The sequence below is a fragment of the Aliivibrio finisterrensis genome (assembly GCF_008933155.1).
In the GTDB taxonomy this organism is placed as follows: domain Bacteria; phylum Pseudomonadota; class Gammaproteobacteria; order Enterobacterales; family Vibrionaceae; genus Aliivibrio; species Aliivibrio finisterrensis.
In genome coordinates this window covers 1-22716 of record NZ_WBVP01000016.1, presented here as the reverse complement: position 1 = coordinate 22716, position 22716 = coordinate 1, and the positions used below count along the sequence as shown (strand labels likewise).

At 38.1% G+C, this 22716-nt stretch carries 20 protein-coding genes; 8 read left to right on the top strand and 12 right to left on the bottom strand.

All coding sequences use genetic code 11. From position 1 onward, the window contains the following. Positions 1 to 53: 53 nt before the first annotated feature. On the bottom strand, positions 54 to 674 hold the full coding sequence (gene bamJ, locus F8B77_RS13420; RefSeq protein ID WP_151655776.1) for a BamJ family beta-barrel-assembly machinery protein: 621 nt from the start codon (positions 672 to 674) through the stop codon (positions 54 to 56). A gap of 139 nt (positions 675 to 813) precedes the next feature. Here bamJ and F8B77_RS13415 point away from each other — a divergent pair, with 139 nt between their 5' ends. Then, a complete protein-coding gene (locus F8B77_RS13415; RefSeq protein WP_151655774.1) occupies positions 814 to 1476 on the top strand; it encodes a LysM-like peptidoglycan-binding domain-containing protein in 663 nt (220 codons plus the stop codon). An 18-nt stretch (positions 1477 to 1494) separates the two neighbouring features. On the opposite strand, the gene F8B77_RS13410 is transcribed toward F8B77_RS13415, so the two are convergent. The 3 genes from F8B77_RS13410 to cpdB all read right to left on the bottom strand — a co-directional run bounded on the left by F8B77_RS13410 (position 1495) and on the right by cpdB (position 4981). Next, positions 1495 to 2346: a DMT family transporter gene (locus F8B77_RS13410; protein WP_151655772.1), complete on the bottom strand. Its 852-nt coding sequence runs from the start codon at positions 2344 to 2346 to the stop codon at positions 1495 to 1497. A gap of 11 nt (positions 2347 to 2357) precedes the next feature. Continuing rightward, positions 2358 to 2810 carry a GNAT family N-acetyltransferase gene (locus tag F8B77_RS13405; protein ID WP_151655770.1) on the bottom strand — a complete coding sequence of 151 codons (453 nt, stop codon included), beginning with the start codon at positions 2808 to 2810 and terminating at the stop codon, positions 2358 to 2360. A 191-nt stretch (positions 2811 to 3001) separates the two neighbouring features. After that, a complete protein-coding gene (cpdB, locus tag F8B77_RS13400) occupies positions 3002 to 4981 on the bottom strand; it encodes a 2',3'-cyclic-nucleotide 2'-phosphodiesterase (protein WP_151655768.1) in 1980 nt (659 codons plus the stop codon). Between the two features lie 370 nt (positions 4982 to 5351). On the opposite strand from cpdB, the gene cysD reads away from it, so the two are divergent. From cysD to cysC, 4 genes are read left to right on the top strand one after another with little or no spacing between them, the layout of a single operon-like run. After that, on the top strand, positions 5352 to 6260 hold the full coding sequence (gene cysD / locus F8B77_RS13395; RefSeq protein ID WP_151655766.1) for a sulfate adenylyltransferase subunit CysD: 909 nt from the start codon (positions 5352 to 5354) through the stop codon (positions 6258 to 6260). Between the two features lie 28 nt (positions 6261 to 6288). Further along, positions 6289 to 7725: a sulfate adenylyltransferase subunit CysN gene (gene cysN / locus F8B77_RS13390; RefSeq protein ID WP_130049117.1), complete on the top strand. Its 1437-nt coding sequence runs from the start codon at positions 6289 to 6291 to the stop codon at positions 7723 to 7725. A 21-nt stretch (positions 7726 to 7746) separates the two neighbouring features. Beyond that, positions 7747 to 9474, top strand: coding sequence for an SLC13 family permease (locus F8B77_RS13385; RefSeq protein ID WP_130045940.1), 1728 nt, complete (start codon positions 7747 to 7749; stop codon positions 9472 to 9474). A 14-nt stretch (positions 9475 to 9488) separates the two neighbouring features. Next, entirely contained in the window at positions 9489 to 10106 is a 618-nt protein-coding gene (cysC, locus tag F8B77_RS13380; protein ID WP_151655764.1) for an adenylyl-sulfate kinase, read from the top strand. A gap of 87 nt (positions 10107 to 10193) precedes the next feature. Here the strand turns inward: cysC and F8B77_RS13375 are convergent, their stop codons facing one another. The 7 genes from F8B77_RS13375 to F8B77_RS13345 all read right to left on the bottom strand — a co-directional run bounded on the left by F8B77_RS13375 (position 10194) and on the right by F8B77_RS13345 (position 15466). Continuing rightward, positions 10194 to 11087 carry a TIGR03899 family protein gene (locus tag F8B77_RS13375; protein WP_151655762.1) on the bottom strand — a complete coding sequence of 298 codons (894 nt, stop codon included), beginning with the start codon at positions 11085 to 11087 and terminating at the stop codon, positions 10194 to 10196. 307 nt (positions 11088 to 11394) lie between these two features. Continuing rightward, on the bottom strand, positions 11395 to 11880 hold the full coding sequence (locus F8B77_RS13370) for a DUF3299 domain-containing protein (protein ID WP_130045943.1): 486 nt from the start codon (positions 11878 to 11880) through the stop codon (positions 11395 to 11397). An 8-nt stretch (positions 11881 to 11888) separates the two neighbouring features. Continuing rightward, entirely contained in the window at positions 11889 to 13148 is a 1260-nt protein-coding gene (locus tag F8B77_RS13365; RefSeq protein ID WP_130045944.1) for an ABC transporter permease, read from the bottom strand. After that, positions 13145 to 13831, bottom strand: coding sequence for an ABC transporter ATP-binding protein (locus F8B77_RS13360; RefSeq protein ID WP_151655760.1), 687 nt, complete (start codon positions 13829 to 13831; stop codon positions 13145 to 13147). Before F8B77_RS13360 ends, F8B77_RS13365 begins: the two co-directional genes overlap by 4 nt. Before the next feature lie 36 nt (positions 13832 to 13867). Next, complete coding sequence (gene zrgA, locus F8B77_RS13355) at positions 13868 to 14506, bottom strand: zinc uptake protein ZrgA (RefSeq protein ID WP_151655758.1); 639 nt, start codon at positions 14504 to 14506, stop codon at positions 13868 to 13870. Positions 14507 to 14556: 50 nt separating this feature from the next. Continuing rightward, the gene (locus F8B77_RS13350; RefSeq protein ID WP_122032932.1) at positions 14557 to 14847 is read right to left on the bottom strand and encodes a DUF2607 family protein; all 291 of its coding nucleotides are present in this window, start codon (positions 14845 to 14847) and stop codon (positions 14557 to 14559) included. Between the two features lie 67 nt (positions 14848 to 14914). Then, positions 14915 to 15466: a YtfJ family protein gene (locus tag F8B77_RS13345; protein WP_151655756.1), complete on the bottom strand. Its 552-nt coding sequence runs from the start codon at positions 15464 to 15466 to the stop codon at positions 14915 to 14917. Positions 15467 to 15715: 249 nt separating this feature from the next. Here F8B77_RS13345 and F8B77_RS13340 point away from each other — a divergent pair, with 249 nt between their 5' ends. Beyond that, positions 15716 to 15934 (top strand): DUF1107 domain-containing protein, encoded by a 219-nt coding sequence (locus F8B77_RS13340; protein WP_151655754.1) that lies wholly within the window; start codon positions 15716 to 15718, stop codon positions 15932 to 15934. Positions 15935 to 15986: 52 nt separating this feature from the next. Here the strand turns inward: F8B77_RS13340 and msrA are convergent, their stop codons facing one another. Then, positions 15987 to 16565 carry a peptide-methionine (S)-S-oxide reductase MsrA gene (msrA, locus tag F8B77_RS13335; protein WP_151655752.1) on the bottom strand — a complete coding sequence of 193 codons (579 nt, stop codon included), beginning with the start codon at positions 16563 to 16565 and terminating at the stop codon, positions 15987 to 15989. A 113-nt stretch (positions 16566 to 16678) separates the two neighbouring features. Between msrA and tamA the strand changes: the two genes are divergently transcribed. Beyond that, positions 16679 to 18400 (top strand): autotransporter assembly complex protein TamA, encoded by a 1722-nt coding sequence (gene tamA, locus F8B77_RS13330; RefSeq protein WP_151655750.1) that lies wholly within the window; start codon positions 16679 to 16681, stop codon positions 18398 to 18400. Continuing rightward, positions 18397 to 22194, top strand: a complete 3798-nt coding sequence (tamB, locus tag F8B77_RS13325) for an autotransporter assembly complex protein TamB (protein WP_151655748.1) — start codon at positions 18397 to 18399, stop codon at positions 22192 to 22194. The genes tamA and tamB overlap by 4 nt, the downstream gene beginning before the upstream one ends. The last annotated feature ends 522 nt before the right edge of the window (positions 22195 to 22716 follow it).

Below are 22716 nucleotides of genomic sequence, written 5' to 3'. Positions count from 1 at the left end.
GATGCATATAGTCATCGCTTTTTAATTCTATTTTTAATCTTTTTTGAGAAAGATTAGATGATGTCTAGTAGTTCTACTTCGAATACTAGTGCTGCATATGGAGGGATTGCAGCGCCAGCGCCACGCTCACCGTATGCAAGGTTTTGTGGAATAGCAAGTTTCCACTTAGAACCTACAGGCATTAGTTGAAGAGCTTCAACCCAACCAGCGATAACGCCAGTTACTGGGAACTCAGCAGGTTGACCGCGCTCTACAGAGCTGTCAAATACTGTACCGTCAGTTAGCATACCGTGGTAATGAACACGTACTGTTTTATCAGAAGTTGGAATCTCACCAGTACCTTCAGTTAGTACTTCATATTGAAGGCCTGACTCAAGTACAGTTACTTCTGAACGAAGAGCGTTATCAGCTAGGAAAGCTTCGCCATCAGCAGCGGCAGCTTTAGAAGCTTCAGCACGAGCTTCTTCAGCGCGCATGTGAAGAGCTTGAAGTGCTTCGTTGATCGCGTCAACTTCGATTTCTGGCATGTCGCCAGTTAATGAAGTAGCGATACCTTTAGCGATAGCTGCAACGTTTAGGCCTTCAAGACCTGACTGTGCAAGTTGTTGACCCATTTGAAGGCCAATACCGTAGCTTGCTCTCTGTTCTACTGTTTCTAATTTTACTTCAGACATGCTGTCTCTCTTTCTTTATATGGTATAAACGAAAGACTAAAGGATACAGAGATCTAAGCTTAAGGTAAACTTTTGTACTTCTTTGTACTCTGATATTAGAATAAAACGTGAGCTCACCAGTTTCGCATGAGGCGATGGTATGAATAAAAAGAAAAAAATGAATATAAAACGCCCAGATTTTTCTGAGCAATTGGCTAATTTAAAGGAAAAGTGTGAGCCTCTGATAGAACAAGTCTTACCTTATTGGCAGCGCTTACCTCAATTTCATCAAAAAGCATTACGTATTTTAGTGCCAGTGACTTTTGTTTTAATTCTATTACCAAGCGGTGCAGAGGAAGCGGTTGAGAGCATTCAGCCTACGATGATCCCTGCACCTGAAATGCAAAGACAAAGTGTCAGCTTAAATTTAAAAGGTTTGAGTGAGCAAGAAGCAGCACTTCGTAATACGCCTTCTGCTTATGACGTCGAAAAAGAGAACATAGAAGCAGAGCCAGAAAAAAAAATAACGGAAGTTAAAGCCTCGCAATCAACTCAAACTTCTGCAAAGTGGCATGATTATCAAATTCAAGCGGGTGATACGCTGTATCAAGTATTTAGAAAAAATAATCTGTCGCTCACAGAACTAAACAAGGTGGTTAAAATCGAAGGTGCCGATAAACCATTGAGCAATATTAAAAAAGGTCAATTATTTCGTTTTAAGCTTAATCCGCAGGGTGAATTAGACATCCTTCAGATAGAGCGAGATAACCAAGCAATTATGTACTTTAGAATGTCAGATGGTAACTTTGGCCGCAGTAAATAAAGTTCTTATTCTTTCCTATTAACGCCTCCCTCTTAAGTTCTTTAACCATGTTTTAGGCATTAGAGGGAGAATGATTAACGCAATTCCCGCCGCAGTTAATGCATCTGGCACTTCATCAAACCAAATTACGCCAAATAAAACCACAAATATAAGCCCTGAATATTCAGCTAAAGAAATCTGAGTTGCCGGGGCTTTTTTGTATGCCATGGTTGCTAGGCCATTATAACTAATAATAAAGGCGGCGCTTAATGTAATCCAAAGCACTTCATTATGAGTTAATGGTTGCCAATAGAACCATGCCAGGCCTCCAGCAACAGGTAGGGATAGACTGGTTGTCCAAAACAGCGTGGTAATAACGGATTGGTCATTGGGGATTTTTCTAACTAAAAGATTATATAGCGCTAGCGTTGTTGCCGTTCCTAAAGCAAAAATAGCTGCCCAATGAAATTGAGAAGGGCGAAGAATAATTAGAACACCAATAAACCCAATAACGGTTTGAAGCACTTTCTTTGCTGATGGCCTTTCATTAAGCAACAGCATTGAAAGTGGGATCATTAATAAAGGTGCTGTATAAAAAACGGCATTGGCAGTCGCAAGGGTTAAATAAGTGATAGATACCACCATACAACAACTACCAATTAAGAGAATATGGGCTCTTAATAGCGTTATTTTGGGGTTACTTAAATTTCTTACTGTTGGTGGTTGGCGAACCCAAAATGGAAAAAGAAGAGCGAGAGAGACTAATTGACGTAAGAAAATATATTGAAAAGGTGAGACCCCACCATCAAGAACTTTTACAGCTACATCAGATAGCGATGCCAGTAAATTGCCTAATATAAGTAAGACAATAGCAAGGTTGATAGGGGTCATTATAGGTTTCATTATTTTATTAATCGCATGTCGACATGAGGGATATCATCCTCAAGGTACATATCGGAAATTACATTAAAACCATGCTTTTGATAAAAGTGAGTTAAATGTTCTTGAGCCCCAATATCAATACTTTCCCCTGGCCATAATTCTTCACAATTCAGTAAAGCTTGAGAGATGAGTTCGTGACCTAAACCATTACCTCTTGCTGTTTCTTTTGTTGCTACGCGACCAATACTGACATTGCTATAACTAATCCCTGCAGGCAATAATCGAGCGCAGGCGATTATTTCATTATTTTTCATCCCAATTAAATGATAAACCCCATCTTGGCAATCTTTGCCATCCAATTCAGGATATGGACAAGTTTGTTCAACCACAAAAACATCGACTCTTAAGCGGATAAGTTCATACAGTTGGACGGTAGTTAAGTTATTAAATGGTATTTTTTGCCAATGAATCATAGGTGTTATCTCGATTTAAAATGAATACTCTCAAGATACCTATGTTTGTTTTTTTAGGCATCAATTAATCCTTATTTTTTTATTTTCTTTTTCTGCGTAATAAATAGGTCATCTAATTAATTACATAGGTATAAAAAAATAGCATGGTGAAATCACCATGCTATTTATGCTGTAGAAAATGTAAATTTTATTTATTTTGCTAAATCAATTTGGTATACCGCAAAGCCAACATCATCAGTCGCTACATGCTTCATTGGGTATTGGCCTTTGTCTTTGATGAACTGAGCTGCTTTGTCACTTGGTGATGTTTCAAAACGGATATCCAGTTTTTTGTTGCTCTTAATTGGAGCAAAAGACCAGTTGTTATCTGCTGCTGGTTTTACTTGACCTTCTTCTTTGCTTACACGAGAAATGTAGCTCGCAAGCACTGTGCGGTTTTCATCTGGTGCATCAAAAGCGATGAAATCAGCACCTGTGCCAGGGAACTTGTTGCTGTAAGCTCGGTAGTTGTTCGTCGCAATGATAAAGTCTTGCTTCATGTCAATTGGTTTACCTTGGTAAGTAAGTCCAACTATACGCTCAGAACCTTCGTTAACAAGGTTACAGTCACCATCATATTTTGCTGGTTGAGTTACATCGATTTGGTAATTAACGCCATCCATTACATCAAAGTTATAAGTACGGAAGCCATCCCAATCAATTAATTGTTGTGGTGCTGTGCTATTGATATCAATTTGTTTAAATTGGCCAGCAGAACATTCAAGCCACTCTTTTACTTCTTTACCTGTCACTTTCATTGCCACTAGGGTATTTGGGTATAGGTATAAATCCGCTGCATTACGGAAAGTTAATTGACCTGATTCAACTTCAGTAAAGTTTGTTGGATCATTGCCACGACCGCCTGCTTTAAATGGAGCAGCAGCAGAAAGTACAGGAGTACCATCTAAATCAGGATCTCCTTGAATAAAGCGCTCAACGTAATCTTTTTGCGCAAGGTTAACAATCTGAACTGTTGGGTCGTCTTGAACTAAGGCTAAGAAGCTATACATCACGTCATCAGCTTTACCAATTGGTTGGTTAACGAACTCACGTGTGCCTTTATGATCTGATTCTAATGCTTTAACAATACCTTCATCAGCCGCCGCTAATGATTTTTTGTTGTTTTTATCAAAGATAGGGCGAGCTTCTGATTTACCGTTAGCAACAACCCACTCACCATCTTTTTGTTCAAGAGTTAAATCCATTACACCAACATGGCTACCCCAACGTCCAGGCATAACAGCGGCAACGCCATTGATGGTGCCATTTTCGTTATCGATACCTTGCATGTTGTCGAACCCTTTACCTGGGAAAACAGCATGAGAGTGGCCAAATGCGATTGCATCAATGCCTTCGACTTCAGATAAGTAGTAAGTAGAGTTTTCTTCGCCTTGTTTGTACGGGTCAGTTGATACACCTGAGTGAGGAATCGCAACAATAACATTCGCACCTTCCGCTTTCATTTGAGGAATTAACTCTTCTGCGGTTTCTTTGATATCACGAGCGTAGACTTTACCTTCAAGATTTTTTTTATCCCATACCATGATTTGTGGTGGAACAAAACCGATGTAGCCGACTTTGATTTCGTGTTCTACGCCGGCAGTATCTTTAAATGTATGTGTCTTAATGATGTATGGCTTGAAGTAATGCTCTTTGGTTTCTACATCATAAACGTTAGCACTGATGTATGGGAAATCTGCATCGTTAATTGATTCTGCTAAGAACTCTAAACCATAGTTAAATTCGTGGTTACCAATGTTACCTGCATCGTAATCTAATTGATTCATGGCTTTATATGCAGGGTGAACTTCGCCAGCTTCAATCCCTTTATCTGCCATGTAGTCACCCATTGGGCTCCCTTGCAGTAAGTCACCGTTATCAACAAGAACACTGTTGGTTACTTCATTACGAGCTTCTTTAACTAACGTGGCTGTGCGCGCTAAACCGATTTTTTGAGATGGCTTATCTTTGTAGTAATCGTAATCCATTAGGTTGGTATGGATATCTGTCGTTTCTACAACACGTAGCTTAATTACTTCATTTGTGTCTTCTGTTGTTGTACAGCCAGACAAGGTTAGTAAGCCTAAGCCAGCAAGAACGGCTAGCGATACAGGTTTAGCTGAGAGTTTCATAGTGTTCTCCAAAAGGTGATAATCATAAAAGCGCCAATGAAGATAACAGATTGGTTATGTTATAAATGTAATTTGTCTTCTAATGTGTGCGCTTGATCTTCTTTCCGTGTGGTTTACGGTAACAAGATCACAGCTTAACCATGAATTTATATGTTGTTTTTTGTGTCCCGTTTTATTTAAGAAAAACTTCGTTAGCATTAAATCGAATAAAAAATGAAATTTTAGAATTTCAGGTAATAAAGTAACCCGTCTATAGTGACTTTATTGGAATGAAAAATAGCCACCATGTAAAAAGAGAATTGATGCTTGTTAGAGCAATTAATTCCATTAATGGTGTCATTACCAAATTTAGCCTAAAGGACAAAAATACATGGACGCAAAACGATTAACTCACCTACAACAGCTAGAAGCTGAAAGTATCCACATTATTCGTGAAGTTGCTGCTGAGTTTGATAACCCAGTAATGATGTACTCGATTGGTAAAGACTCTTCAGTCATGCTGCACCTTGCACGCAAAGCCTTTTATCCTGGAAAAATCCCATTCCCACTTCTTCATGTTGATACGGATTGGAAATTCAAAGAAATGATTGAATTTCGAGAAAAAACGGCAGAAAAATACGGTTTTGACTTATTGGTACATAAGAACCCAGAAGGCTTAGCAATGGGGATTAACCCATTTGTTCATGGTTCATCAAAGCATACCGATATCATGAAAACTCAGGGCTTAAAGCAAGCGCTAAACAAGTATGGTTTTGATGCGGCTTTTGGCGGTGCACGTCGTGATGAAGAAAAATCTCGAGCTAAAGAGCGTGTGTATTCTTTCCGAGATAAAAATCATACGTGGGACCCAAAAAATCAGCGTCCAGAGTTATGGAATACCTATAACGGACAAGTTAATAAAGGGGAAAGCATCCGAGTTTTCCCATTATCAAATTGGACTGAATTGGATATTTGGCAATACATCTATTTAGAAAATATTGAAATTGTTCCGCTTTATTTATCTGAGAAGCGTCCAGTGGTTGAGCGTGATGGCATGTTGATCATGGTAGACGATGAGCGTTTAGAGTTAGAAGAAGGTGAAGAAATCCAACATAAAGACATTCGCTTTAGAACCTTAGGTTGCTACCCATTAACAGGGGCGGTGGAATCAACAGCAAACACCTTATCTGAAATCATTGAAGAAATGCTGGTTGCTACCTCAAGTGAGCGTCAAGGTCGTGCGATAGATCATGATTCATCTGGCTCTATGGAGCTGAAAAAACGCCAAGGTTACTTTTAATATCAAGCATCTAAGGAAGGATTAAATAATGAATAGTGCAGTAGAGCAACAATTAGAAGAGCTTGGTATTGAAGCTTATTTAAAAGAACATCAATACAAATCATTACTTCGATTTTTAACTTGTGGTTCGGTGGATGATGGTAAAAGTACCCTCATAGGCCGATTACTCCATGACTCAAAACAAATCTATGCAGATCAGTTAGATGCGGTTCATGCCGATAGCCAACGCGTCGGTACAACAGGTGAACGTCCTGACTTGGCATTATTGGTTGATGGCCTGCAAGCTGAGCGTGAACAAGGGATCACCATTGATGTTGCGTATCGTTATTTCTCAACCCAAAAACGTAAGTTTATTATTGCCGATACGCCGGGGCATGAGCAGTACACTCGTAATATGGCAACCGGTGCATCTACCTGTAATGTTGCGGTTATTTTGATTGATGCACGTAAAGGGGTGCTTGATCAAACACGTCGTCATTCTTATATCGCGAACCTTTTAGGTATCCGTCATTTTGTGGTAGCGGTAAATAAAATGGATTTGGTCGATTATTCTGAATCTCGCTTTGAAGAGATTAAAGAAGAGTATTTAACTTTTTCCAAAAAGCTAAATAATCCAAACCTAGATATTTCTATTCTTCCGCTATCTGCTCTAGAAGGAGATAACGTAGTAAACCAGAGTGAAGCGCTGGCTTGGTATCAAGGTGTGCCTCTATTAGAGGTGCTTGAGAACATAGATATCGATTCAGACAGAGGCAATGGTGAATTTAGATTTCCAGTGCAATATGTGAATCGTCCAAATCTAGATTTCCGTGGTTTTGCAGGCACCGTTTCATCGGGTGGCATTGCTGTTGGTAATGAAATTGTAGCGCTACCATCGGGTAAAAAATCAAAAGTGGCGCGCATTGTGACGTTTGATGGTGATTTAGAATCAGCACAAGCAGGTCAAGCAGTGACATTAACGTTAGAAGATGAGATTGATATTAGCCGTGGTGATTTGTTAGTGAAGGCAAACTCTAGCTTACAAGCGACAGATCAATTTAAGGCTGAGATTGTATGGATGACAGAAAAAGGACTAGAACCAGGTCGTCAGTACGATATTAAAATTGCCGGTAAGAAAACGGTAGGTCAAATTGATGCGATTCATCATCAGGTAAATATCAATAGCCTAGAAACCTTTGATGCACCAGAGCTGCCATTAAATGGTATTGGCTTGTGTGACGTATCATTAACAGAAGCGGTAAGCTTAGATCGTTACCAAGATTGTGCAGAAACGGGTGGTTTTATCTTTATTGACCGTTTAACTAACGTGACGGTAGGGGCTGGGATGATCCAAAACCTATCTGAGTTAAGCGATGTGAAGCCTATCAATGATAATGTCAGTGCTTTTGAGGTGGAGTTAAATGCGTTAGTTCGTAAACATTTCCCTCATTGGGGAGCACAAGATATTTCTAAGCTTTTAAGTTAATGGCTTAAAAAGGAACCGTCTATGGCATGGGAACAAGGATTCGTTCTGGCTTTATTGGCTCTAATTATTGTGAGTCTATTAGCAAGTAAATTAAAACCAAGTGTGATTTTTGCAGGGGCAGCGTTTATTGCTTTTATGCTAGGGATGATTGATTTACCTAGTTTGGCAAAAAACTTTACTAACTCGTCACTATTAACCTTGGTGTTATTAATCCTGAGTTCTTGTGCTTTAGAAAAAACACGCCTTATCAGTTGGGTTGGGCGTCATATTTCGGAAGGAAGGTTAGGGAGTGTGGTAGGCAAATTGGGCTTATCAACCGCTATTCTTTCTTCTTTTACTAATAATACCGCAGTGGTGGTGTCTTTAATTGGTGCGATAAAGCGTAATCAACGCCACGCACCTTCTCGCCTGCTTATTCCTCTTTCTTACGCTGCAATTTTAGGTGGTACCCTAACTCTAATTGGTACTTCTACCAATTTAATTATTAATAGTTTTGTCGAAGATGCAGGTTTACCAAGTTTAAGTTTCTTTGCACCAACAACCATTGGTATCGCTGTGCTACTTGGTGGGTTATTCATTCTAATACCACTAAGTTATTTATTGCCCCAGTACGATGAAGGCCATCAAGATGAGTTGCCTTATTTTTTAGAGGCAAGAGTCGAAGGTGGCTCGCCATTGGTTGGTAAGTCGATTGCAGAAAATAACTTAAGAGCATTAAGAAAATTGTTTTTGGCTGAAGTGATTAGAGAAGGAAAAACAATAGTATCAGTTGATCCTGAGATGGTGCTATTAGCCGGTGATAGATTATTGTTTTGTGGTGACATTGAAAGTGTGACTACATTACAAGAAATTAATGGCTTAACGCTCTTTGGGCAGCACCATTTAAATGGGCAAAACTTAATTGAAGTGGTGGTGAGCCAATCGGCCTCCATTCGTGGCAAAAGCATTAAATCTTCGAAATTTAGAGATCGTTTTGATGCCGTGGTGGTTGCGATTCGGCGTGGACACGAACGCCTTGAAGGTGGTTTAGGTAAGATTGAACTGCAAGCGGGAGATACGTTAGTTTTAGTACCGGGAAAAGATTTCGAACAGAGTAAACAGCAGTTAAAGCGTGAATTTGTCATTATTAGTGATCTTGATTCGGCAGCAAAACTGGATGGTGATAAAAGTGCGCTGGTTTTGTTGGGTTTTGCTGGTGTTATTGCTGCTGAGTTATTGAATATATTCCCAATTATCAAAGGGTTGTCGGTCTATCTTTTGGCATTGTTAGCGCTTGGCGTGATTAATATTGGAGAACTACGCCGACGTTTCCCTATCGACATTGTCGTTATTGTTGGGGCTGCGCTCTCTATTGCTCAATTAATGTTGTCATCGGGTTTGTCGGTACAGCTCGGTAATATGTTCATGGAGTTATTTAACGGTTGGGGAGTGATTGGTGCCTTGATTGCGGTTTATTTAATTACCTTAGTGCTAACTGAGTTAATTACTAATAACGCAGCAGCGGCTTTGGCTTTCCCTATCGGGTATAGCATGGCGCTAGGTTACGGGGTTGATCCAATGCCATTTATTATGGCGGTATTATTTGGGGCAAGTGCTAGTTTCATATCTCCTTATGGCTATCAAACCAATTTATTAGTATTTAGTGTGGGTAATTACACGCTACTTGATTACGTAAAAGTGGGGTTACCCATGTCGATTATTTATTCGGTTTTGGTACTTACGTTAATCCCTTATTTTTTCCCATTTTAATTCAAGGATGAAACATGACTGTCAAAGACGTTGTGAAAGATGAAAATATTGTTTGGCACCAACATTCAGTAACTAAAGACACTCGCTCTACATTGAAAAACCAGCAGCCAGCAGTGCTTTGGTTTACTGGGCTATCTGGCGCAGGGAAATCAACCATAGCTGGAGCATTAGAAAACAAATTAGCAGAGCTTGGTTATCATACTTATCTGCTAGATGGAGATAATGTTCGTCATGGCTTGTGTAACGATCTAGGCTTTTCGGATCATGATAGGCAAGAAAATATCAGACGTATCGGAGAGCTTTCAAAATTGATGGCTGATGCCGGGTTAATTGTATTAAGTGCGTTTATTTCACCTCATAGAGCAGAGCGCCAAATGGTTCGAGAATTACTACCAGAGGGCGAGTTTTTAGAAGTCTTTGTGAATACTTCCTTGGATGAATGTGAAAAAAGGGACCCTAAAGGCTTGTATAAAAAAGCACGAGCAGGGGAAATAAAACACTTCACAGGGATTGATTCTGAATACCAACAGCCGTTAAATCCTGAGATCGATTTGCCTGCGGGTAAAGAGTCAATTGATGCACTTGTTGAGCAATGCTTAATAGGCTTGAAGGCAAGAGCGATTATTCAGTAAGAGTGATTTTTCTCATCGCATTACCTAAACATAAGCCCTTACATATTTGATTATTTAAGGGCTTTATTATGAAAAGAAGAAAGACAATTAAGCGGTTGTTGAAATGGTTTTCTTTACGTCAGTTTCCACAATGAACTTTTGACTTAGCAGGCTAATGAGATTGTCGTAATAATTTTCATTAGGTTTATTCCCTAATAACTTACATAGCTCAGAACCTGTTGGACTGAAGCGGTAATAAACAAGTCTAGCCCCTTTTTGCATTGGTTTTATTGCAATGTTTTTACCCTGATATTGCAGCGGTAATGCGGGTTCAAACTCTATTTCTCCAGACTCTAATTCAGTACCAAGCAATAAACCTAACTCTATCAGCAGTAATAAACTGGAGTAAGGAAGCTTATAGTTACCTAAATGAACCAGTTGTGGGCCTTCTGTTTTATACAGATTGAAGAGAGTGCCAGCGCATTTATAGCCGAGAAGTAATTTTTTACTGTTGTCTTGTCCAAAACTACAGGCTAATGAGGCTGCTCGCTGAAATGTTTGTGCTTCTCGTTGAGTCATGTCTTTTAACACTTTAAGTGCTTTCATTGACGTTGAGCCGGGAGTGATAATTTCTTGCTTAAAGATCTGGCTCCATAAACGTTGCATGGATGGGTCATGAATGTCTTTAGCCATTTCAAAAAAACGATGAAGCCAATCAGGATCGGGCTCTCCCGCTGTCTCATCATTACAATAATCATAAGCAAATTTAATTATTTGTTCTAAGTTTTGCTGTTGCTGCTCACGTAATAACTTCTCTCGATACAAAGCGCGTTTTAGAAGTGTTTCTTCTGGTTTCGGTGTTTGCAGTTTTGCAGCAAGACCTTGTTTTACCGCGATCTCAGTAAGTCGTCGAGCACTGCTTACAACGTAATGCTCTTTTTTGTGTGTTGGCTGTTCTTTTATTTGCTCATCTTTTGTGATGATTTTTTGTGGTGAGTTCATGATTAACCTAGCCCTGAGTAACGGTTCTCTTTTTATATTATCGGTATTAGAAAATAAAAACTTTAATCTCAAAGCAATAATTAAGAAAAACTAACAAAAAGAAAGAGTCTAAGCGTGGTTAAATGATAATTTTTTGTTAAAATAATAAGTGTGTTTTTTATAAGGGGGATTTCATGAAAGGATCAAATTTAAAAAAAGTACTGTATAGTGTAGTGATTGCAACGGGTTATACTGCAACGCTCGTCTATCTTTCCCATTATATATAACAATAGGAAAGATAAACGCGAGTTTACATATATGTTACATTTTATTCGTCATCGTATTCTTCTAGGCTAACTCCTTCAATAAGATAGCCAGTTTCTGCTAATTCACTATTGATGGTTTCTGTTTTTAGTGTCCCTACTATATAAATGACATCCCATAATTGTTGTATTGGTGCACCTTTTTCAAATTTTACATAAATGATTTGATTTGGTGGTGGTGGTGGTACGTGAATACAAGCCCCAAAATAAGGTACAAGTAAAAACTCAGTGATTACTTTGTCATCACCTTCTAAAGGAATAACAAACCCTGGTATTTTTACCATGCTACCATTTAATTCTTGTCGAACTCCGCCAACAAGAGATTGCTGCATTTGGGCACCATTATGATCAACTTTAGGCATACCTACCGCATCAAATTGATTTCTTTCCTGTTCAGGAACTAAGTCAATCCAATCGAGTTTTAATACTTCATTACTTATTGCACTAAAGGGCAGAAGTAATAAGAAACAGAGTAAGAATTTCTTTTTCATGTTTATCCTTAAAGTCTAATTGTCATACCGTCACTCAACGAGTGTCGATATGCTTGAATGGCAGGTATGACGCCAATAATAAAACCAGAGCACAGAACAAGAGCTAATAGCTTTAATTCGTATAAACTTGGTAATGTAAGTTCAATGGCGATGCCATAATACTGTTGGATTATGGGTTGTAATATAGATAAAGAAAGATATAAACCCAGTAGGCCTACGATGATCCCAAAGGTCGTTATTACGACAGCTTCACTAACAAGTAGGGCAAAAATATGTTTAGGTTGAGCTCCCATTGATCTTAAGATAGCCATTTCTCGTCGCCTTTCTTGTAAGCTAGTTAATAAGCTAGTGAGCATTCCCATTAATCCTGCAATGACCACGAAAACAGAGACAGCTAATAAAGCTTGTTCTGCCATCGACATCATTCCCCATAGTTCATGTAAAGCGATACCAGGAAGAATGGCACTAAGGGGTTCTTTGCTGTAATCATTAATATAGCGCTGAAGAGCAAAAGTCTGAATCTTTGAGTTTAGCCCTAACATGAATGCGGTAATTTCTTTAGGCTCAAACTGGTGTTGCTCTAATGTTTTTGCATCAGGGGTATTACCTAAATGAGCTCCGCTCTCCCAGCCAACATGTATCGCTTCTATCGCGCCTAAAGAAACATGTAGAGTTTTATCTACTGGTGTTCCTGTTGGAGCTAAAATACCAGTAACGGTAAAAGGTAAATTATCATGGCGAGTAAAGGATTGATCACTAATTCCATGAGCAATAACTAATTTATCACCTAATTGGTAGTTTAGTTTCTTTGCCACATCGGCACCGAGAACAACATCAAATAAGTGTGAGAATGGCTTACCTTCTTTAAACGTTAGTGGTTGTTTTTTTCCATATTGGTAAAAACGAAAGTAATCTTGATTGGTCCCCATGACTCTAAAGCCTTTATGAGAGTCGCCTAGAGAGATTGGAATTGACCATTTTACTGACTTTTGATTGCTGATCTCTTGATAGCTTTTCCAATCAATATTGTTGGTGGCATTACCGATACGGAAAACCGAATAAAGCAGTAGGTTAACCTGACCAGAGCGTGCACCAACAATTAAATCTGTGTTAGAGATGGTATTGGCAAAGCTGTTTTTTGCTTGAGTTCGAATGCGCTCAACGCCCATCAACAGCATGACAGAAATAGCGATAGTGAGAACGGTTAATATTACGGTGGTTTTACGGTTTTTTAAGCTCTTCCACGCTAATTGAGCAATACCAATCACTGTATGCCTCCCACATTATTTAAGGTTCTTAAATCAATACAACGATCAAAAAGAGATTCTAAACTTGGATCATGGCTAACAAAAAGCAATCCAGCACCACTGCTTTCACACTCTTCCATTAATAGCTGAATAAAAGCAAAGCGACTGTCGTGGTCTAATGCTGAAGTTGGCTCATCTGCAATGATCAATTTTGGTTTTCCAATAAACGCTCTTGCCGCTGCAACTCGCTGCTGTTGACCAATACTTAAATCAGTAATGGGTTTGTTAAAATGAGAAACAGGCAATTGAAGTTGATTGAGTAGGCGCTCAGCTTCTTTTATCAGTTCTTGTTTTGATAGGTCTTTTTGTGATGAAAATTGATATGGCAAAATTACATTATCAACAACAGAAAGATAAGGAAGTAGGTTAAATTGCTGAAATATATAGCCAATATTATCCGCTCTAAATCTGTCTCGCTGATTTGATGTTAACTGATTAATATCAGTACCATTAATGCTAACCGTTCCTTCTGTAGGGGACAAGATCCCTGTAAGCAGGCTAAGTAAAGTAGATTTACCACTGCCACTTGGGCCTTTGATAAATACCTTCGTTCCTTGTTGTTGTTGGTAACTTGGAATATTAAGAGTTTGCTCTGTGTGGTTTGGCCAACAAAAAGTCAGATTTGATAATTCAATTATATTCATATTAATAATGACGGTGTTGCCACCGCCATGCCTAAATTATAGAGCGAGAACGGCTTTTTTAGCGGTGAATGTTGCCGCTTTCTGTCCTGAATCACCTAAGTATTGAACTGTCATTTTTTGAGTATGAGAAAATACACTAAACCACTGTGTTTCTATTTGATTTAATTTCGACATTGTTTCGCAATGATATTCATATTGAGCAGTAAATTCACCATGTTCACCTTGATGTTCTTCATGGTGAGCATCATCATCATGATGGTCATGGTCATGGTCATGGTCATGGTCATCGTGGTCTTCGCTTTTCATATTATGAGAAACATGTATATCCGAAACTTCACAGTTAGCAGACTCTGGTAGAGAGAAAATTGCATTTGGTTTTTTTAGTTTAGCAATAGCTTGCTCTAATAACTGCTCTTGCTCTTTGTTTTTAGGAGCGTGTTCAAATCCTACAACGTCAGAGCCTGGAGCTGTGATTTCAAAAAGTAAATGGTCACCATCTTGAGCTATATTTGTTTCTACAACACCATGAACGTGTGCTCCGTGTTGACGATGCTCTGAATGATCGTGTCCATCATGATTGTCATGGTGATCCGCGGCATAAGTCATTAGTGGTACTGAAAATAATGTAGTAGAGATGATGAGTCGTAGTGCATTTTTTTTGTTACAGATAAGCATAATGGCTTCCTATTATCTAAGAGTTATAAATGTGATGTAATTTATGAATGTTAGACGATAGAGAGAGGAGGTGCTCGCGAGTGAACGGTAATTGAAAATGGAGAGCTATTTTCGACAGTAGAGAATTCAAAATGAATAATAACTTGAGGAATAATAGAGGGAGAGCTGACATGAATAACAAGACCAGATCCAATAGAATGAAATAATTGACAGTGGTGGTGTTCATGATGTTGAGTGTTGGAATCAATTTGATGATAAGCAACCAAGACACTAAATAGCGCTAGAGTAATTGCTAAACTCCAATTTAACCAACGCTGTTTAGTAAAAAAGTACGATTGCATTGTACCACCCGAAAGAAACTTGAGTGGTAAATGTAATAATATAACAATTTATAAGCAAGGCATTTATTTATAGCTGAGCGTGAATTAAGCTAATGACTTGTTTTATTTCATCAGAAGTTAGTTTGCCTTCTTTTACAAAAAGTACATTCCCTTTTTTATCTTGGACAATGATTGCAGAGCTTTCAGGCTGAAGATCCCAAGCTGTAGCTACCTTGCCATTTTCATCAAGAACCATCGATGACCATGAAAATTCTTTTTTGCTTTCCTCAGCAGAAGATTTTACAAACCCACCAGTACCCCAAATAGAATCGTCTTGATTAATAATTGTTGTAGTTTGATATTTTGATTCAGGGAACTTTTCTAAGGTTATAGCACTCATAAGATCGGCGTTCATTGCTTTTGCACTGCTTCGGCCTGCAATGGCTTGTAAAACTCCAACTTTCCCTTTTAGCTGATTACTGTTCCATTTTTGATAAGTAGGGGTGTCGTTGGTGTAAGTAATTTCACCATATTGACTAACCGTTACTGGTGGTACTGGTTGGTTTAATGAAATGTTGTGAGCAAAAGAAAGAGAAGGTAATAGATAAGCACTAAGAGCGAATAGTTTGACTGTGTTCATTTTTATTATCCTGAGAAATAAGTCTTTGTAGTGTAGTGCAGAGTATAATAAAAAGCGATTCGACCAGTATAAATCTATCAATTGTAAATTGTTGTAAAAAAGTAAAATCTAGCTTGTTGCACGCTGTTTTGCGAACTATAGTGTTAACAAATGTTTAATTTAAATGCTGTTTAGAACGTGAATGGCAAAGTGGTTTATTTTTGATGGACGTTTAATTAACACCTTATATGGATTATTGAGGTAATGGCTATGTTTAGAAATTTTAAGGCTTATAGACCACTTCAAGTGGCACGCTTTGTTAAAACCTTATTTAAAGGTCAGCTTCACATTGAGGGAGTGGGCTCTTTTGAATTTGATGGAGGTAAACTACTGATGCCAAATAAAGAGAATAGAAAAATGTTATCAGTAATGAGTGAGGTTAATCAGCACATTCGTCAACTATCGGTAATGCCGTGTGATAATATATAGAGGTTGTTAATCATATTAAGATGAAAGGTGCTCGTGATGAGTACCTTTCTGTTTATAGAAAACAGACTCCAGTTCCACCTAACCCGCAGTAACCATTAGGATTTTTAGCTAAATATTGTTGGTGGTACTCTTCGGCAAAATAGAAAATATTTATAGGCAGTATTTCTGTTGTTATTGGTGCATTAATGCCTTGTTTCTCTAGTGCGGATTGATATTGCTGCTGTGTTTCTTCTGCAATTTGCCGTTGTTGTTCTGAGTTAGTATAAATAACCGAGCGGTACTGTGTTCCTATATCATTACCTTGACGCATTCCTTGTGTTGGATTGTGGTTCTGCCAAAAAGAATGTAGCACAGTTTCCAGAGAGATAAGGGTAGGATTAAAGACTATTTTTACTACTTCTACGTGGTTTGTTGTTCCTGTACATACATTTTTATAGCTCGGATTTAGTGTATTTCCACCAGTGTATCCCACGGCAGTTGAGTAAACTCCTGGTAATTGCCAAAACAAGCGTTCTGCGCCCCAAAAACATCCCATACCCACATAAATTACCTCATGGTCTGGAGGTGTTATTTCTAAAGCAACCTGAGAAATAAAATGAGAGGGGAGTGAGTCTTGTTTATTTATAGTCATGTCACATCCTTCAACTGAGTTATTTAGAAGACTTTTACCTTGTGCTACTCTACTAAGTGAGTAAGTTACCATTACATAGAATGCATTCATGAATCAATAGAATAATTATAAGTATGATAAATAAGTTGCACCTCTTATTTATTTTCTGTTTGACTCTACTTTCAGTAAGAGTATCAGCGCAAACAGAATTAGAGCTCGAGGGTTTAGAAGGACCTTTGCTGAGTAACGTTGAAGCGTATATATCAGCCATACCAGAAGAGGAGTACTCTACTTCACTTCGTTTCCAATCTCGTCTTGAAAACAATGCCCGAGATGCACTTAAAGCGTTAGGTTATTACGATCCATCGATGAATTTCTCTATTAAAGGCCATGAAGGTGAGCACACATTAGTGTTTAGCGTGAATGCTGGCGAACCTGTTTATATCTATGTCAGTGATATTACTATAGCGGGAGAAGCAAAAACGGATATTGATTTTATCAATGCCGTTGATAATTCAGGGTTAAATCTAGGTGAAATAATTAATCATGGCAAATATGAAGATCTAAAAAGAACTTTGCAGAACTTAGCGTTAAGAAAGGGTTATTTTGATGGTGGATTTACTTTAAGCCGTTTAGAAATATCACCAGGACGGCACCAAGCTTTGGTTCTTTTGCATTATCAAAGTGGTCAGCGCTATCATTTTGGCAAAACGAAGATTGAGGGAAGCCAAATTGAAGATCAACGCGTTCGCTCAATTATCCCTTTTAAAGAGGGTGACCCATACCTTGCAAGTCAAATTGGTGAGTTAAACCAGTCGTTATCTAATACAGAATGGTTTTCGTCTGTCTATGTTGAACCAGAACTGAAATCGGCTAGAATGAGTCAACAGTTGCCAATTAATGTCTATGTAGCGCCTCAAGTTCGAAATCAATTAGAGACCAGTATAGGTTATTCAACTGATGTTGGTGTTAGAGGGAAAATCGGTTGGAAGAAACCATGGCTCAATAAATACGGACACAGTTTAGATACAGGGCTTTCTATCTCAAAAGCTGAACAAGAAGCAACTATATCGTACAAAATCCCACTAGAACAGGTGCTTAAAGATTACTACATTGTTAAGTATGGTTTAAAGAGTATAGATAATAGAGATACTGATAGTTTAGAGTCAAATTTAGCTTTCGAACGTCACTGGGTATTGGATTCTGGTTGGCATAGAGCCATTTTTACTCGCTTTCTTTATGAAGAATTTACTCAAGGGGTTCAAGATGGTACTGCATGGTTAGTTTTACCCGGAGTGTCATTTTCTAAAAGCCGCTCACGTGGAGGTACTATGCCTATGTGGGGAGATAAAAAATCGTTCAGCATAGAAGCAACGGACCAAGCATTAACATCTGATGCAAAATTACTGCGTCTTTTAGCTCAAGGGGCAATTGTCCGAAGTATTGGTGAAAATCATCGCGGTGTAGCAAGAGGCGAGATCGGAGCCATGTATACGGATAATTTTTATAAACTCCCCCCTTCTATTCGATTCTTCGCAGGTGGCGATAATAGTGTGAGAGGCTATGGCTATAAAGAGATATCACCAAAAGATAAAAATGGTTATTTGACCGGTGGTCAATTTATAGCAACCAGTAGTTTAGAATATCAATATCGAATGGTTGGTAATTGGTGGTTAGCAACGTTTGTGGATTATGGTGATGCGTGGATATCAACGCCTGATTGGAAAACGGGTGTAGGCTTTGGTATTCGATGGGTATCGCCAGTTGGGCCTGTGCGTCTCGATTTTGCTTGGGGTTTGGATGCTGAACCAAGAGACCAATTTAAAGTACATTTTGCTTTAGGGCCTGAAGTATGAGTTCTTTAGAAGAAAACCAAGATCAAGTAATCGATGCAAAGCAAAAGAAAAAGCGTCGTTTTAGCCGTCATTGTATTTGTTTAGCACTATTTTCCCCAATGTTAATCTTAGTACTACTCTTATTGGTAGGTGCAATTGTTTTTACTAACCCGGGATTAAAGTTGCTTGTTTGGGGGGCAGAAAAAGCATTACCTTCTTTATACATAGATAAAGTGGAGGGGAGTGTATTACCTGAGTTTTCATTAAACGGAATATCCTATCAAGATAAAGCGCATATTGATGTCAAAGTGCATAATCTAAGTGTAGCTTTAACTCCTGAGTGTTTAATGCAACCGGCGCTTTGTGTTGATGATATATCAATTGATGGTTTGACATTAGTCTTGCCTGAGTTACCTGAAGCTCAAAAAACCGAAGAGCCGGAGCCAGTAGAACCAAGTCTTCTATCTATGCCTATCCCTATCAATGTAACGAATATTAGTTTAAATAATATTGATATGGACATTTTAGGTAACCGTATCCAATGGCGTTCATTTAATACTGGTATAAAGCTGCACCATAGCGACTTAACAATCACTCCTCTTACTTGGGAAAAGGTAAGTGTTACGTTGGCTAAACAAAAAAAAACTGGAGAAAAGCCAGACCAATCACCAAAAGAAAAACCAATCTCAAAAATTACTCTACCCTCTATTTATATCCCGTTAAATATTAATGTTGAGAAATTTACCTTACGAGATTTTACGTTACAGCAAGACCATCCAATTCAAGTTAAGCGTCTCGATTTTAATGCCAAGCTCGGAGAACATGATGTTCATTTGAAAGGTCTTTATTTAGATATGCCGCAAGCAAGTTTAAGTGTAGACAGCGACGTTAAGCTTGATGGCGATTATCCTTTAACACTAAACGCTATTTTAAAAGTTAAAGAAACTGAGCTGAAAGGACATAAAATTACCTTAGATGCAGAGGGAAGTGTTACTGATTTAAAGGCCTCAGTTAAATTGAGTGGTGGATTACAAGCAAATATTGATGCTGATATTCAGCCTTTAAAATCGACATTGCCTTTTAATATTAAAGTATCAAAAGGGGATATGTATTGGCCTCTTATTGGCGACAAAATCATAACAGCATTAATTCCTACTATAAGAGTAAAAGGTGATTTAAATAAATATCAATTTTCTGGTTCTCTTCATACAGAGGGAAAAGATATTCCTCAAGCAAACATTCGCCTAGAAGGTAAAGGAGATACAAGATCGGTAAATTTATACGATTTACTTATCGAGACATTAGGTGGTCAGGTTTCAGGTGGTCTTCAGATAGATTGGCGTTCATTACTACAGTGGAAAGGAGATATTGATCTTCAAAACATCCAGCCGGGTATCCAATGGGAAGCTGCAGAAGGGAATATTAGTGGAAGGATTGAGACTAGTGGTTCACTTACCGATAAAGGTGGTTGGAATGCTTTGATACCTGTGATTGATATTAAAGGCATATTTAGAAAGTATCCATTAGATGTTAATGGTTCTCTTTTTACTTATGATAAGGATGGTAAAGGAGAGATTAATATCAATATCCCAAGTTTAGCATTGCATCATGGTGATAATGGTATTGAAGTTACTGGTGAAGTTAATAAAGAGTTGGATTTGAATGTCGATGTTAATTTTCCTGAATTGTCAGATAGTGTTCCTGATTTATACGGTAAGTTGCTTGGCGAAGTGGCATTAACTGGAAAAGTAACAGAGCCTAAAATTGAACTTGATATAGATGTGCTTGGGCTAAAGTGGAAAAAAGAAGCAACATTAAAAAAAGCCTCTATCAACGGATATATAGTACCAATGCCAAAAATTAATGCTGATCTTCGTGTTGATTTAAGTAAAGGCCAATATAAAAAGCAGACACTTGAAGCATTAAAAATTAAATTTAGCGGTAAAGAAGAAAAGCATCGCTTGAGTATAAATCTAAACTCAAATGTTATTGATGCTAATCTTTTGATTAATGGTGCCCTAGATAGAAAAAAAGCTTGGAAAGGGGAACTATCAAAAACCGAAGTCAAAACTCAAATTGGCCCTTGGAAGTTAGACAATAAAGTAGCATTATCCTATGACATCCAAACATCAGAAGTATTTGTTCAAGCTAATTGCTGGAGCCAGGGGGTAACGTCGCTTTGCTTAAATAAAAATTTATTAGCGGGCAAATCAGGAATTGTTGATTTAAGCGTAAATCACTTCGAATTTAGCAAGTTAAAAGCTTTCCTTCCAGAAGAGAAAAAAGTTACTGGGGAAGCTAATTTGAACCTAATTGCAAAATGGGAAGAGCAAAAGAAACCTCATGTAAAGGCGGCTTTGTATTTACCAAAAGGAAATGTTGAGCAAGAAATGGAGCAACCATTAATTATTGGTTGGGATGAAATAAAAGTTAATGCAGAAATGGAAAATGATGTTCTTAATGTAGATTGGCTTATTGGTCTGACTGATAACGGCCAACTAAGTGGACAGATGTTAATTGATGATTTATTAGGAAAGAAAACAATAAAAGGAATATCCAATATAGAGGCGTTGTCATTATCGATGTTTGAACCAGCATTAGGTGAATACAGCCAACTTCAAGGGATTATTAACTCAAAGATTAACTTTTCAGGCCCGGTACTTCATCTCAAGTCAGTTGGTGAGATCATTATTAATAAAGTCGTAGTTAAAGGAGGCGGTTCACCTGTTGATATTTCTGATGGTGATATCAACATTAAGATGAATGGTCACGATGGAGAACTTGTTTCCAAGCTAACGACACCTGATGGTGATTTGAATATTAATGGTTTAGCAGACTGGCATGATTTAAAGAATTGGAAAGTAGGACTCGATGTTGCTGGTAATGAACTACAAGTTAATGTGCCCCCAATGGTTAAATTAAAAGTCAAGCCAGATATGAAAATTCATATTACTCCGACATTAGCAAGGGTCACTGGCAGTATAGGCATCCCATGGGGGAGAATTGTTGTTAATGAGCTGCCAGAAAGTGCAGTTGTTGTATCAAAGGATGAAGTGATTTTAAATAATGATCTTCAACCGGTAGAAACTAAAACCCAATTGCCAATGGAAGTGGAGACTAGTATTAAAATCTCAATAGGCAATAATGTTCTTCTTTCTGCATTTGGTTTAGAAGCAGGGCTTGTTGGTCAACTAAATGTAACTCAGAAAAATAAAGCGCCATTTATTATAGGGGAAGTAAATATTGAAGGCGGTACTTATCGCTCTTTCGGACAAGATCTACAAATCAAAACAGGAAAGATTTTATTCAATGGCCCTGCAGATCAACCTTATCTAGACATCGAAGCTATACGAAATCCAGCGAATACAGAGGATGATGTTATTGCAGGGATTAAAGTGAATGGCTCTGCTGATTCACCGACAGTAAAAATATTTTCATCTCCACCTATGCCTCAAGCAAATGCGTTATCTTACTTATTAAGAGGACAGGATATAGGTAGTGACGCTGGTGGTAACGCCATGACGACAACGTTAATCGGTTTAAGTCTAGCTAAAAGCGGAAAGGTAGTTGGGGAGATTGGACAAGCATTTGGTGTTCAGGATCTACAATTAGATACAGCTGGATCTGGTGACGATTCACAAGTGACAATAAGTGGTTACATAGCGCCAGATTTACAAGTTAAGTATGGGGTCGGTATTTTTAATTCACTTGGTGAATTTACGCTAAGGTATCGAATTATTAGTGACCTATATATAGAAGCCATATCTGGAGTAGATAGCGCTGTGGATTTAATTTATCAGTTTAGTTTTGATTAAATTCAGTACCTGTGGATAACTTTGTGGGTAAGCTGTTAGACTGTTAGGGGTAATAAAGTATAAGTTTTCTATTGATTAAATGACCATCAAACAGAAAGAAAACATACAAAAAAATGCATTTAACGCTTGCTAATGTGATCGAGTTCCCTATAATGCGACCTCACTGACACGGAGTGCTCAACCTAGAGTAGCAAAGGGTTGGTGGAAATATGGTTAGAAAGTTTAGTTTAAAATAAGTGTTTGACACTGAAACTTAAATGGATAAAATAACCGTCATCTTCATGGAAAAGCGTAAGCGCTTTAAAAGTAGAAGAAAAGCTCTTTAATAATTTGAAACCTATTAATCTGTGTGGGCACTTGTGAGTTGATAATCACTAGTTTGCTTTTACTTCTCGAAGTAAATTCAAACAAAATAATCAATGAACTGAGTGACTACACAAAATTACTTTTATGTAACAATCAGTATTAATCATTGAGCTGGTTTTGTTTCTGCTTCTCTTTATAGAAAAGACAGAGCAGCCA

What these genes read in the sequence shown, in the direction of transcription:
- bamJ (WP_151655776.1), bottom strand. Translation starts at nt 674, where the DNA reads ATGTCTGAAGTAAAATTAGAAACAGTAGAACAGAGAGCAAGCTACGGT.
- F8B77_RS13415 (WP_151655774.1), top strand. Translation starts at nt 814, where the DNA reads ATGAATAAAAAGAAAAAAATGAATATAAAACGCCCAGATTTTTCTGAG.
- F8B77_RS13410 (WP_151655772.1), bottom strand. Translation starts at nt 2,346, where the DNA reads ATGACCCCTATCAACCTTGCTATTGTCTTACTTATATTAGGCAATTTA.
- F8B77_RS13405 (WP_151655770.1), bottom strand. Translation starts at nt 2,810, where the DNA reads ATGATTCATTGGCAAAAAATACCATTTAATAACTTAACTACCGTCCAA.
- cpdB (WP_151655768.1), bottom strand. Translation starts at nt 4,981, where the DNA reads ATGAAACTCTCAGCTAAACCTGTATCGCTAGCCGTTCTTGCTGGCTTA.
- cysD (WP_151655766.1), top strand. Translation starts at nt 5,352, where the DNA reads ATGGACGCAAAACGATTAACTCACCTACAACAGCTAGAAGCTGAAAGT.
- cysN (WP_130049117.1), top strand. Translation starts at nt 6,289, where the DNA reads ATGAATAGTGCAGTAGAGCAACAATTAGAAGAGCTTGGTATTGAAGCT.
- F8B77_RS13385 (WP_130045940.1), top strand. Translation starts at nt 7,747, where the DNA reads ATGGCATGGGAACAAGGATTCGTTCTGGCTTTATTGGCTCTAATTATT.
- cysC (WP_151655764.1), top strand. Translation starts at nt 9,489, where the DNA reads ATGACTGTCAAAGACGTTGTGAAAGATGAAAATATTGTTTGGCACCAA.
- F8B77_RS13375 (WP_151655762.1), bottom strand. Translation starts at nt 11,087, where the DNA reads ATGAACTCACCACAAAAAATCATCACAAAAGATGAGCAAATAAAAGAA.
- F8B77_RS13370 (WP_130045943.1), bottom strand. Translation starts at nt 11,880, where the DNA reads ATGAAAAAGAAATTCTTACTCTGTTTCTTATTACTTCTGCCCTTTAGT.
- F8B77_RS13360 (WP_151655760.1), bottom strand. Translation starts at nt 13,831, where the DNA reads ATGAATATAATTGAATTATCAAATCTGACTTTTTGTTGGCCAAACCAC.
- zrgA (WP_151655758.1), bottom strand. Translation starts at nt 14,506, where the DNA reads ATGCTTATCTGTAACAAAAAAAATGCACTACGACTCATCATCTCTACT.
- F8B77_RS13350 (WP_122032932.1), bottom strand. Translation starts at nt 14,847, where the DNA reads ATGCAATCGTACTTTTTTACTAAACAGCGTTGGTTAAATTGGAGTTTA.
- F8B77_RS13345 (WP_151655756.1), bottom strand. Translation starts at nt 15,466, where the DNA reads ATGAACACAGTCAAACTATTCGCTCTTAGTGCTTATCTATTACCTTCT.
- F8B77_RS13340 (WP_151655754.1), top strand. Translation starts at nt 15,716, where the DNA reads ATGTTTAGAAATTTTAAGGCTTATAGACCACTTCAAGTGGCACGCTTT.
- msrA (WP_151655752.1), bottom strand. Translation starts at nt 16,565, where the DNA reads ATGACTATAAATAAACAAGACTCACTCCCCTCTCATTTTATTTCTCAG.
- tamA (WP_151655750.1), top strand. Translation starts at nt 16,679, where the DNA reads ATGATAAATAAGTTGCACCTCTTATTTATTTTCTGTTTGACTCTACTT.
- tamB (WP_151655748.1), top strand. Translation starts at nt 18,397, where the DNA reads ATGAGTTCTTTAGAAGAAAACCAAGATCAAGTAATCGATGCAAAGCAA.